Below are 12,283 nucleotides of genomic sequence, written 5' to 3' on the forward strand. Positions count from 1 at the left end.
CGCTTTCAATGAATTGATGGAATCGCATATGACTTCTGATATATTCCCAGTATTTTTTAATCGGCAGTTCCATGTACATCTGCTCCAACATTAATAGAAAGCATATTAGTCATCTCCTAGTGTTCTGAAGAAATCATACTCATTGTTGATTATCGAAATAAGGAAACTAATACTGTGTGAAAATGTGCTAATTTGCTGATTCTAGATTTCCCTCAAAAATACACTGATTATTCAGGAAATTAATTCGACATAATGTTACTTGCAACTTTCCTCTACTTTTATTAGTATTTTTCTCCCTTCTCAGTGGATAATCAATTACACCTTTATTAAAACATTAAATTATCCATGCGTAAATAGTAGGATTTTGTCGAATTACATTAAATAATTCAACTATAATATATTAGAATGAGCGGAAATATTATACTTCTAAAATTACTGTTCAATTTGATTTTAGTAATTATAACAGTTACAACTTGATAGATATGGTTTTTTTGGGAAAATATTTTAATTAATTCAAAGTTAAATAAATTTTGGATATTATCAATATAATTTACTCATAATCTGTATATTGATATCCTTTATTTGGATATGTAAAATTGCATAAGAACCCAAAAAAGATAAAATAGTTATAATTAAATGCGTTATACTTGGAAAAAAAGTGTGTACTGGTTTCCACATGTAATTCTATATCGCGAACTATTCCATTGTAATAATAACGATAAATGGAAATCAAAAAACTACTACAAATAGAATAAGCATAAGAACTATGACATTCATAAAGTACAAGCTAATTTTCCGTCTCATTGTTTGCTTTCTTTCCATTTATATCCTTTTCCCCGTACCGTAAGGAGAAACTGAGGATCAGAAGGACTAGGTTCGATCTTCTGACGAAGACGACTGATATTCACATCTATTACTTTTGTGTTACCTACATAACTTATACCCCATATTTTATTTAAGAGTTCATCACGTGAAATTGGTTTTATGGAATTTTCCATTAAATATCGTAAAATAATATGCTCTGTTGGAGTTAAATCAATTACTATCTCATCCCTATATAAATTTCCTTGCAGAAGATTTAATTGAAATGGTCCCGAATGAATCGACTTCATATCCTTTTTATTTTCTTTTACTCTTCTTAGCAATGATTGTACACGTGCTACTAATTCAATTATACTAAATGGTTTTTTAATATAATCATCTGCTCCAATTGTCAAACCGTGTACCTGATCATTCTCTTGAACACGTGCCGTTAATATAATAATACCAATCTTTTCATTGTTTTTTCGTATTCTTTTGCATACCCGAAAACCATCTATTCCTGGTAAAATAACATCAAGTATTACAATATCAACATTATGATTTTCTAAAAGCTCAAGAGCTTTTTCACCTGTATCGGCTTCTAAAACATTGAAACCAGCACGCTTCATATTTAATGTAATAAAACTCCGAATTGTTATCTCATTTTCTAATACTAATATTGTTGTCAGACTCACCACTCCTTTTTAATATTTTTTAGATGCTTTTCTAGTTCTGAAGGCTCTAATTCATAGAGTTGTCTTCTTCCATCCTTGTAAAATCCGCAATCGATCAGCTGATTAATGATACACTGTTTTTTTCTTTCTACATGATAAGTATGGTGTTCTAGCTTTTTTGGTCTTTTGCATGATTTCAAGAAATCAATTCTTGTGTTGCCATTTCTACAAACTGAATATCAGACTCTACAAGGTAACGAATATATGCCGTTTTCGCTTTCATATATTCATCTTCATTTTTCCATCTGTGATGGCTGCCGTCACAAAGTACAAAAAAGGAAATGTTTCTCAACTGACTCACCAATTTATTCGTTTGACCCTTCAGATTAAATATTTCTTTCGCTTTTTTATGTGCCTGTAACACTTTGTCTTTCGAACATCCGCCTACAAGTAAATAATGTGGAATGATTAAACTCATTTTGTTATCTCTCTATTGCTCTCATACACAATCCAGAAAGAATAAGAACAAAGGGCACGCGTCGATTCTTTACACGATAACATGATTTGAAAAGCATGATTTGAAGGAGGATCCTTTTCCAAATGGCTAGTGATATATTCTAAAAAGCCGTTCTTCTTCTCACCTTTTACAACAAACGCCTTCAAATCGGATAAATGAGCCTGTTCTTTATGCTTATCCTTAATATAAAGGATTGCTCCACTTAAAAATGAATGTGTATTTCTCACCCATGTTAATCCAGTGCCTTCATGAAGCACTTGTTTTGTCATTTCCATTGCGGGTTTCTGTGCCTGCTTTTTCGTTTGAATATCATCAGCAATTCCATTCGAAACAATCATTTCTTTCACCCTTTAGTAATTATGTAGTTTTCATATAACTAAATACAATACAACTAACCAAAATGGCATTACCATTAGAAATCCATTTCTAATCCCTTTTGCAATAGCCAATGGATCATCATTACAGTATGAAGTTTCATCTTCTTCAACCCGCTGCAACATCTTTTTTTTTGGTGAAAGGCTCATATTGAATCTCCTATCCTTTCAATTTGTTTTCGTTTTCCATAACAAACTACCACCAAAACAGCCTATACAATAAATCATAATAAATTTTATGCAAATTTCTATAATTGCATCCATCATTCCCCATTCTCCTCTCCCAGAGCCTGTAATACACAAGCTATGATCAGCAAAGAAAGAATTAATAATAAACTCCCTACATCTCGGCATTTCCCAAACAACGACATCCTCTCCTCGCAATTAACATTTATTTCAGAAAAACCCCACGGTAAGAAAAGTCAGACAAGAAAAGAGCCAGATTTTACCTCGTTAAGAGTAAATCGCCTCTTTAATATTCAAAGGACGTAAGGAATGTAAACTTGTTGAATGTAATCCCTCAAACTTATATTCTCCTAAGAAATTGATATATTCCCAACCTAAAGGCGAATATCGTACGCTAGGGATTTTTTCATTTAAGAAACCTGGTTTTTCCGTACGTTAAGAAGGTTCCATAAACGGTATTTGATGTTTAGTATGATACTTTGTTTTTGGTAATGAGTTTTGGAACTGATTTTAAACGTACTTCAGTCCATTTTGATATCTTTTTTTCTTAGCGTGGGGTTTTTCCAAAATGCTAGCGGTACTCCTTTATCGATTATTCGCAAACTACAAAAGGAGCTCAGCTGCAGTATGTTCATAAATTACTTCAAAAAACCCCATTGCAATAATTGCAAACGAACATAAATAAAGCTCTTTCAATCTATTTTTTAAACAAATCACTCCTAACACAGCCATATATTCAAAGTTTATTTAAAATTATATTTTACTAAATATCTTCTTTTTTACATCCTTCATTAGTTAGTGAATAGTACATAATGTCCTCGAATGATATTAATACAATCTCCATCCAATATCAATTCTTTTTTTATAATTTTTATAAAAAAAGAATTGATATTGGATTTTTAATAACATTTCTCGACAAAATATTTACTTTTATCAATTATCATTTTATAATTATTATAACTTAATAGACATACTACATAATGTGTAATAATTACTTAGTTGGACATATAGTTATCAAAAAAGGGATTTTAAAATAATCCTACGGATGATGAGTGAATGCTCATTACGGATTAACATCCGGAAATATAAGGAAATTAAAGCTCCAGAAAAGATGTGTGATTAGTATGCTCAAGTTTAGAAGATTACTAATTGGTTGGCGAAGTGTAGGGAATACACCAGATTCATGGATTTGATCAGATGTACAAGACTTGACGAGAGGTTTATATATAAAGTAGGTTATGACTCTTTTGTTTATTGTCCAATTAGATTTATTGCAGAGTATTTTAGACTGGCTATGCTAAATAAACAAGATATATTTATGGATTGTTTCGCGGACCCTATCTCAAAAAAATGAAAAAAACGATTTTAAATTATTGACAAGTAATAAAACTAAATATATATTAAATTATAATATTTACAACTAAATAATTATTATTGAATATAAATAGGAGGTTTCCCTTTATGAATCCGAATAATCGCTTAACAACAAACCAAGGTGCTCCAGTTGGAGATAACCAAAATTCACGTACAGCTGGTCGTCGTGGGCCGGTATTATTAGAAGATTATCATTTAATAGAAAAGCTTGCTCATTTTGATCGTGAACGTATCCCAGAGCGTGTTGTACATGCACGTGGTGCAGGTGCTCATGGTATGTTCGTAACAAAAAACAGTATGAAGCAATATACGAAAGCAGCGTTTTTACAAAATGAAAGAACTGAAACACCTGTATTCGTTCGTTTCTCAACGGTTATTCATGGTCAAGGTTCTCCAGAAACAGCTCGTGATCCACGCGGGTTTGCTGTTAAATTTTATACAGAAGAAGGAAACTACGATATCGTAGGTAACCATTTACCTGTTTTCTTCATTCGTGATGCAATTAAATTCCCTGACATGGTGCATTCTTTAAAGCCAGCACCTGATACAAATATTCAAACACCAGATCGTTACTGGGATTTCATGACGTTAACTCCAGAATCTACACATATGCTGACATGGGTATTTTCTGATTATGGTACACCGGCAAACTATCGTGAAATGGAAGGTTTCGGCGTACATACATTTAAATGGATTAATGCGGAAGGGAAAATTGTTTACATTAAATATCATTGGAAACCACAGCAAGATGTCCGCAATTTAAGTGCAAAAGAAGTGGAAGAAGTACAAGGTAAAGATTTCAACCATGCGACTCGTGATTTATTCGAAGCGATTGAAAAAGGAAACTATCCAAAATGGGATCTACACGTACAGGTTATGCAATTAGATGAAATGGATTCTTTAGAGTTCGATCCACTAGATCCAACAAAAGTATGGTCAGAAGATCTCTTCCCATTAATTGAAGTAGGGACAATGACTTTAAATCGCAACCCACAAAACTTCTTTGCGGAAGTAGAGCAAGCGGCATTTACGCCAAGTGCAACTGTACCTGGCATTGAACCATCTGAAGATAAACTATTACAAGGTCGTTTATTCTCTTACCCAGATACACAGCGTTACCGCCTTGGTGCAAACTATTTACAAATTCCTGTAAACTGCCCATACGCAGCTGTTCGTAATCAACAACGTGATGGTGCAATGCAAATCAATCAAAACCCATCAACAATTAACTACGAGCCAAGTCGTCATGCTGAAAATCCTGTTGAAGATTCAGCTTACCGTGATTCGAATATGAAACTTGAAGGCTATGTATCTCGTGAAAAAATTGATAAACCAAACGACTTCCAGCAAGCTGGTGAGCGTTACCGTTCATTCTCTAAAGAGGAACAAGATAATTTAATCGCAAACTTAACAAGCGATTTAAAAAATGTGAATGAGCAAACGAAACTACTTGCAATTTGCAATTTCTTCCGTGCAGACCGTGAGTATGGTATGCGCCTAGCGGAAGCATTAAATGTTGATATTTCAGGGTATGTAGGAAATTCTACAAAATAATAACATTCTTAATTCTATTTTATTCTCAAATTTAACTTGAAATATGTGTTTACTAATACAATATATGAGAAAAGAAGTTGTCTCAAAAATTCGTTAAAAAACGATTTTTTAGAGACAACTTGGGGTAGCACCACATCGCTATCAAGCTAAGAAATGCAAATACCCCCAAAACGAGAAAATTGACATCTTCATATGAAAATGTACAATTTTTTTGTTTTGGGGTGTTATAAACTTCTTAAGTTGATGGATGTGGGGTTCAGCCCCATGCCCATCAAGCTAATAACAAAAAACGAGTTACATACTACCGTTTTTCTCAAAATCCGAATCAACTGGAACCTGAACAGAATGTCGTGCAGACCTAAATGAGCGTTATCAAGATAGAGGACATTAACACCAGGAATTAAAGATTCTAATATCCTCTAAGGCTTAACCAAAAAGGATTTTATTATTTCCGCTAAAGTTTAAATGTAAAAGTTACAGGTATCTTGGGGTTACCCGTTATTCCAGAATATGGCCCTTTAACGGAACAACTCTATTGTCACTCAACAGTTCCTTAATCCACTTTTCAATTCAGATGTTCTTTTCCTTTTCACTATAAAAAACCCATTTAGATAAAAAATATCCAAAGGGGTAAAACATCGCGACTTTATTTCAAATCTACAGCAGGCTTAATTGTATAAGCATCAATAGCTGCGTATACATCAGGTAAACCTTTTTTCACCAATGCCTAGCTTGATAGCAATGGGATATGGGGTTCTAACATGAAATAATCATTTTAAGGTTTTATAAATCTATTTTGTCGCTTTTCGTCCTACTAATACCCAGTACAGAGATAAACTAAAAAGGGTAATGAGTACGAGAATGAATAGGATATTACTAAACATGGAAGCATCCAAATTACTTGTAATCCCTAGGAAGCTTTTTTGCATTGCGGAATGGTCCATCATTGCTGCTGTATAGGCAATTCCGATTGACATAGCGACATTAAGTGTTAAGTTATAAAAACCGATCGCTGTTCCTGTTTTTTCTTTTTCAATTGTACAAATGCAAGAATCAAGTAATGGTGCATACATGAATGCAAATGAACTAGAGAATAAAATCATGGATATCACAAATACAACAACCGAAGTTTTTATAAAGAATCCGCCTAATAGTAAGCTGACGATAATGCTAGACATAGCAAGTGTAATACATTGCTTGCTTCCCATAACCTTCGCAACTTTTCCAGAAAGAGCCCCGACTATAGTAGCTGCTATATAGCCTGGAATCAATAATAGTGAAATGGTATCTAGCTTCAAACCATAAATCTTTTCAAGCAAGAATGGAAATAAGAAAATATATGCTAACTGTACAGAGTAAATTATAAAAGCAACTCCAAGCAATGAGATAAACTGTTTATTTTGAAAGAATGATATTCCGATAAAAGCTTTTGAGTTCTTGCTGATATAAGTAAGGAACAAGGTAATTGCAACAATAAACAAGAGAAGGTAAATCCAATTGAAATCGGTAATATATAGTAGTAGGGATGCTGAAATGGCTCCAACTAGAAATAATCCCAATACATCTACATTACTGTTTTTCGCTTCTTCCTTAGGAAGATACTTTAAAATAAAAGGAAGGGTGAAAAGTGTTACAAAAGAAAGTAAAAACAGAGTTGTCCAATGGAAATATGTTGAAACATAACCTCCAGTTAATGCACCTATAAGCTGTGAAAGAGCAAAACTGCTTGTACTTAATCCTAAAAATTTCTTTTGTTCATTTGCAGGTAAATGTTTTGTTACAAATATCACGTATAAGGTTTCAGCTGATGCTAGACCGGCAGTTTGGATAATTCGTGAGATAACAACTAGTAAAAACGAGTGTTGAAAAATATACCCCATGGCTGAACCGGCACATATTAAAATAATACCAATGCTAAAAAGTTTTCTGATACTAACGGAATCCGCTAAAGCTGCATAAACCACTGCCCCAATTCCAATTACAAGGCCAGCTAGGGTTGCTTGCCAGCTAACTGTTGTCACTGAAATGTGAAAATCCTTTGCCATATCAACAGAAATAATCTTAAACGAATTGTCAATTATCAAACATAATAGAAATAACAGTAAGGTAATAGGTACTGCTTTCTTAGCACTATATTCCTGAGTTTTCTTCATGCTCACATCTTCATTAATGGTAGACATAGCTATATTCCTCTTTTCTTGTTATTCAGGAAATTGTCTCCCTGAGTCATGATTGTCTGGCCTTTAACTACCAATTGCTCCTTTTGTAAAAGGATAGTTTCAGTAATTTCTACACCTTTTGTTTCATATGCGAGGCTTCCTTGTGCACAGTTGTACCGATTTTTGTTCGTTCTGGTGTTTGAAAAGGAAACGTTTTCATAAAGAACCAAAAACATCTCACCTTTTGATTGCGCTTTCATGACGATGCATGATAATTCTTTGGGATATACAATATTGTATAGTTGTCTAAAAAATTGTATGCATCTGAACAATGAAAAGGATATCATACCTTTCTTTTGGAATTTGTCTTTTTTGTTACAAAAAATCGCCCACCCATTATAGAGTTGATGGATATGGGGCTACCTCAAAATATTAGCTTGATGGGCATGTGGCGGTACTCAAAAAAGCTCCTGTTTTCGAAAATAGAAATGCCAATACATGCTCTTGGATCTATTGACATTTCATATTCCTACACTTTACAAACAAGCCTCTAATGCAACTTCCATCATTTTATTGAATGATGTTTGCCTTGCCTCAGCACTAATATTCTCATGGGTTACTAAAGAATCTGAGATAGTTAGAAGACACGCTGCCTGTTTCCCTAAAATTCTTGCAGTATGGAATAATGCATAGCTTTCCATTTCTGTACAAATACAATTATGTTCATTATAAAAATCAACATGATTTGGAACATTAGTTTCATGATAAAATACATCACTTGAATGTATTCTACCTCTAACAATAGGAGAATGAATGCGATTTGCAGCATCTTCAATTTTCTTCGTTAATAACTCGCTAGGAAGTTGAATATCATCTTGAACTCCTGCTTGAGCCTTTGCAAATGTTGATTCACTCCATGCACTATCTACAAGAACAATATCATGAATGTTAAGTTCATCTGTATAAGCACCTGCACTACCAATACGAATAATATTTTCTACATCGTAGAACTTAAATAACTCGTATGAATAAATCCCTATACTTGCCATTCCCATACCAGATCCCATTACAGATATTTGTTTTCCTTTATAACTTCCTGTAAAGCCATACATATTACGTACACTATTAAACTGCACTGTATTTTCTAGATATGTTTCCGCAATATATTTCGCACGTAGCGGATCCCCTGGCATTAAAACTGTTTTTGCAATTTCTCCAACTTTCGCGGTATTATGAGCTGTTGTCATATTATAATCTCTCCATTTCTATTTTTTAATTTACTTAACCATCAAGAACTATAATCCAACTAAAATTCTTACTCGTTTCACATATCGAGTAATCTGTACAATTTATTTCTTTATTAAAATCTATTCGTTTTCACAATTAGGAAAAAAAACTGTTTTTCCCAATTTCTTTCTAGCTTTTATTGATTAGTAATTATCTGAAACGCCATTTTTGTCATCTAATACGATTGCAACACTTGCACTTGCGCCAATTCTAGAAGCTCCAGCTTCAATCATTTTTTCTGCATCTTCACGTGTACGAACACCACCGGATGCTTTCACACCAACGTTTTCTCCAACTGTTTTACGCATTAATGCGATATCTTCAGCAGTTGCTCCATCAGTTGAAGTTTTTACAAAATCAGCACCAGCTTTTACAGATAATTCACAAGCACGAACTTTTTCTTCACCTGTTAATAAGCAAGTTTCAATAATAATTTTTACAAGTGCTTTTCCTTTTGCAGCTTCTACAACTTCACGAATATCGTTTTCAACAAATTCATTATCACCATCTTTTAAAGCACCAACATTGATTACCATGTCTACTTCAGTTGCACCTTTTGCAAATACATCTTTCGTTTCAAATACTTTTGTCTCAGTTGTATTTGCACCTAAAGGGAATCAAATAACTGTACAAACATCCACATCATGGCCTGCTAATTCTTCAGCAGCTAATTTTACCCATGTAGGATTAATACAAACAGAAGCGAAATTATATTTCTTTGCTTCTTCTAAAACTTTCATAACATCTTTTTTCTTAGTATCTGGTTTCAAAACTGTATGATCAATTAACTTTGCAATGTTCGTTTTCTTCACTCCTCATATCTTTTAACAACTTCATTCTAACTTTAATTTGAACAAGTGTAAACATGCTTGTGAAATTTTGTTCAATCTTTTTTGGGATAGTGAAATAAGTTTTTAAAATTGACACAAAAAAGGGGATACCCTATTAACAGCTCCCTCATAAAACACAGTATTTATTCATTTATAAAGTGAAACTTTAATCAGTGAAGGGGCTTCACTGATTATTAGCCCTCACCAATCCGACTTTTACGGAATTAAAAAATTCCTTTCACAAATCTCTTATACAAACAATTATTTTATCATGGCTTTTTTACTGAAAACTCATATGATACCTTGTTTCATTTATTAAAAACCTTCATACTTTATGTGACTTTTTATTCCGCCACACCAGATTGGATAATTTTCACATCCGCGGTTACATGAAAACGTAAATGCTTATAGGAGTTTTCCCATTCTTTATCGTTCCACTTTTTTGTTTGAGTCCTACCAAATTTTCTAAGACCTATAGGATCTGTCCCTTTATTGATAAATCTTTTTATTAATTTAGTTGCCTTTTTCTCTATTTCTTTTTCCATTATCTTTTCTAACTTTCGTATTTCTTTGGCATTATCCAAGTTTTTTGTTTTTGTCAATTCTTGAATTTCACCCGTCACTTGAATATGAGCATCTATGAATGGATTCCGGCTATTCCCCTTCATTTTGTATTTTGTTCCAGATTTAATATTTTCTATCGTGGCATAATTATCAGAAAAACCAGGAAGGTGGGATTGGTACGTTCCACTTTTAAATTTATCGGTCAACACTTTGAATATAAACAAATCTTTAGATGAGAGCGTATCAACCATCCTATACCTTTTAAATAAAACCACGCCAGTTAACTCTAATAAATTTCCTTTTTTTGAAATTAGGGGCAAATATGAATCTCTCGCATCATCATAAAGTTGATTTAAAAATAAATAAAAATTTGTTCTTGGTTGTACCCCATTCTTAATATTTTGCTCAATTAAGGAAGATAAATAGGTGGAAACTCCTTTTTCTTTAGAGTAAGTCCCTCTTAAAAGTGCCTCTCCACTTTCATTTGCAATCGCTAAATAGATTGCATTTCCGATACTTGGGATTCGGTTCATAGTTTCTAAAATTTCTTGCATTCCCTTTTTAGCTAATTTTTTATCAAATATAATCATGCGTAATTGACCTAACTCTAGAGGTCCAGAAGATTTTTCAGATGCTCTTGCCAGAATTTCTTTACTACTCTTCCCCGATGCTGAATAAATTTTTGTTTGTCCACCGCCACTACTTGTATATGCCGAAATCGCAAACGTTCCTCTTATTTTATCTTCAGCCTCTAAATCATATGAAGCAACTTGAATTAAATCGATGTCATCAACAATTTTAGTTTTAGCACACCCTGTTAAGAGGACACTTAATATGAGAAAAAATACCCACTGTTTCATCTTTATCTCCTTAGTTTTATTCGAATGGTTTGGATAATCCAAAATATAGGAAGGTACATATATATGTAAATAAAGCCAGCTTGGCCTATCCAACCGTTCAACAAATTCAGTTTATTACGATTATTCAAGAAAAATGTTAAAATGAAGATAAATAGAATAAGAAACGGCAATACATATTTTTGTTTTATCCTCAATGTCTCTTTTATGCCACGACTTACTCCCCATAATGTTATGGCTATATTCGGTAATATAAAAAACGCCCAGACAGAGATTATTATGTACTCAAATCGCTCTATAAAGGGAAGCTGGATGATTTTGGTCATACTCAAATATGCCCATATAGCACTAGAAAGTTGTTTTTCACTAAAAAATGCAAGTGATAAAATCATAAGGTATGTGTATATGACCGTCGTTACTAAATTCCCGTAGTGCGCATATCTCTGAGAGGTTCGCGCATTTTTAATAAAGGGATAATAAATCAATAACATTTCAAATCCTAGATAGCTGAACATAGTTCCTTTCATTCCCTTAATAATTTCTTGAAATGAATGCTGCCATATTGGAAATAGGTTTCGAAAATCTGCGTATTGCAAAGGATAGAAAAATGTAAAGAACAGTATGCTTGGAATGACAATTCCAAAGAAACCAATGCCTGCAACTACACGAAATCCTCCTGTTACAATGTAGTAACATAAAATCAAAAAAACCCCTGAAAGAATCCACGTAGGCATAGAAGGAAACATCCAAACATGCACTACCTCAATATAGCTGTGTAATGTTGTTGCACCCAGCATTAACACATATGCTAGAAAAATGAGGTTGAATACTCCGCCAATCCATTTTCCAAAGACATTCTGATGGATTATGATGATGTCCCCATTACCTTGATTCAAAATTTGATATATAATCCAAATCATGAGGTTAACAGACAATCCAAAAAATAGGGTACTAATCCATGCATCGTTTCCTACTAACTTTGCACTAACTCTTTCAAAACCAAGCATACCGACTCCCATTTGCATAGTACAAATTAAAAAAAATACAACAAATGGGGAGACTTGATACTCAGTTGGAATGTTCTTCATAACGTTCCTCCATGTTAG

10 protein-coding genes and 2 pseudogenes are annotated in these 12,283 nt (G+C 33.3%); 1 reads left to right on the top strand and 11 read right to left on the bottom strand.

Going from position 1 to position 12,283, the window contains the following annotated elements:
* Positions 1–616: 616 nt before the first annotated feature.
* The 6 genes and pseudogenes from MKX77_RS29685 to MKX77_RS29710 form a co-directional block, all read right to left on the bottom strand.
* A pseudogene (locus MKX77_RS29685) lies at positions 617–804 on the bottom strand (sensor histidine kinase); the annotation flags it as partial.
* Positions 801–1,490: a response regulator transcription factor gene (locus tag MKX77_RS29690; RefSeq protein ID WP_341026932.1), complete on the bottom strand. Its 690-nt coding sequence runs from the start codon at positions 1,488–1,490 to the stop codon at positions 801–803. The gene MKX77_RS29690 and the pseudogene MKX77_RS29685, both read right to left, overlap by 4 nt.
* Positions 1,491–1,492: 2 nt before the next feature.
* Positions 1,493–1,675, bottom strand: coding sequence for a Fur-regulated basic protein FbpA (locus MKX77_RS30815; protein WP_445819134.1), 183 nt, complete (start codon positions 1,673–1,675; stop codon positions 1,493–1,495).
* Positions 1,672–1,953 carry a hypothetical protein gene (locus MKX77_RS29700; protein ID WP_340804921.1) on the bottom strand — a complete coding sequence of 94 codons (282 nt, stop codon included), beginning with the start codon at positions 1,951–1,953 and terminating at the stop codon, positions 1,672–1,674. The genes MKX77_RS30815 and MKX77_RS29700 overlap by 4 nt, the downstream gene beginning before the upstream one ends.
* On the bottom strand, positions 1,950–2,330 hold the full coding sequence (locus MKX77_RS29705) for a hypothetical protein (RefSeq protein ID WP_341308661.1): 381 nt from the start codon (positions 2,328–2,330) through the stop codon (positions 1,950–1,952). The genes MKX77_RS29700 and MKX77_RS29705 overlap by 4 nt, the downstream gene beginning before the upstream one ends.
* Positions 2,331–2,360: 30 nt before the next feature.
* On the bottom strand, positions 2,361–2,516 hold the full coding sequence (locus tag MKX77_RS29710) for a hypothetical protein (protein WP_340804919.1): 156 nt from the start codon (positions 2,514–2,516) through the stop codon (positions 2,361–2,363).
* A gap of 1,497 nt (positions 2,517–4,013) precedes the next feature.
* Here MKX77_RS29710 and MKX77_RS29720 point away from each other — a divergent pair.
* On the top strand, positions 4,014–5,480 hold the full coding sequence (locus tag MKX77_RS29720) for a catalase (RefSeq protein WP_341308625.1): 1,467 nt from the start codon (positions 4,014–4,016) through the stop codon (positions 5,478–5,480).
* A gap of 791 nt (positions 5,481–6,271) precedes the next feature.
* Here MKX77_RS29720 and MKX77_RS29725 read toward each other — a convergent pair.
* The 5 genes and pseudogenes from MKX77_RS29725 to MKX77_RS29745 form a co-directional block, all read right to left on the bottom strand.
* Positions 6,272–7,660, bottom strand: a complete 1,389-nt coding sequence (locus MKX77_RS29725) for an MFS transporter (RefSeq protein ID WP_341308626.1) — start codon at positions 7,658–7,660, stop codon at positions 6,272–6,274.
* 515 nt (positions 7,661–8,175) lie between these two features.
* Positions 8,176–8,886 (bottom strand): purine-nucleoside phosphorylase, encoded by a 711-nt coding sequence (gene deoD / locus MKX77_RS29730; protein WP_341308627.1) that lies wholly within the window; start codon positions 8,884–8,886, stop codon positions 8,176–8,178.
* 183 nt (positions 8,887–9,069) lie between these two features.
* Positions 9,070–9,666, bottom strand: a pseudogene (deoC, locus tag MKX77_RS29735) (deoxyribose-phosphate aldolase).
* Between the two features lie 434 nt (positions 9,667–10,100).
* A complete protein-coding gene (locus tag MKX77_RS29740) occupies positions 10,101–11,180 on the bottom strand; it encodes a Ger(x)C family spore germination protein (RefSeq protein ID WP_341308628.1) in 1,080 nt (359 codons plus the stop codon).
* 2 nt (positions 11,181–11,182) lie between these two features.
* Positions 11,183–12,265: a GerAB/ArcD/ProY family transporter gene (locus tag MKX77_RS29745; protein WP_341308629.1), complete on the bottom strand. Its 1,083-nt coding sequence runs from the start codon at positions 12,263–12,265 to the stop codon at positions 11,183–11,185.
* Between the last annotated feature and the right edge of the window lie 18 nt (positions 12,266–12,283).

Source organism: Bacillus sp. FSL R9-9410, from assembly GCF_038050385.1.
Classification (GTDB): Bacteria; Bacillota; Bacilli; order Bacillales; family Bacillaceae_G; genus Bacillus_A; species Bacillus_A cereus_U.

Excerpts from the sequence above, each read along its gene's own strand:
- deoD (WP_341308627.1), bottom strand. The coding sequence starts at position 8,886 with ATGACAACAGCTCATAATACCGCGAAAGTTGGAGAAATTGCAAAAACA.
- MKX77_RS29745 (WP_341308629.1), bottom strand. The coding sequence starts at position 12,265 with ATGAAGAACATTCCAACTGAGTATCAAGTCTCCCCATTTGTTGTATTT.
- MKX77_RS29720 (WP_341308625.1), top strand. The coding sequence starts at position 4,014 with ATGAATCCGAATAATCGCTTAACAACAAACCAAGGTGCTCCAGTTGGA.
- MKX77_RS29705 (WP_341308661.1), bottom strand. The coding sequence starts at position 2,330 with ATGATTGTTTCGAATGGAATTGCTGATGATATTCAAACGAAAAAGCAG.
- MKX77_RS29740 (WP_341308628.1), bottom strand. The coding sequence starts at position 11,180 with ATGAAACAGTGGGTATTTTTTCTCATATTAAGTGTCCTCTTAACAGGG.
- MKX77_RS29700 (WP_340804921.1), bottom strand. The coding sequence starts at position 1,953 with ATGAGTTTAATCATTCCACATTATTTACTTGTAGGCGGATGTTCGAAA.
- MKX77_RS29710 (WP_340804919.1), bottom strand. The coding sequence starts at position 2,516 with ATGAGCCTTTCACCAAAAAAAAAGATGTTGCAGCGGGTTGAAGAAGAT.
- MKX77_RS29725 (WP_341308626.1), bottom strand. The coding sequence starts at position 7,660 with ATGTCTACCATTAATGAAGATGTGAGCATGAAGAAAACTCAGGAATAT.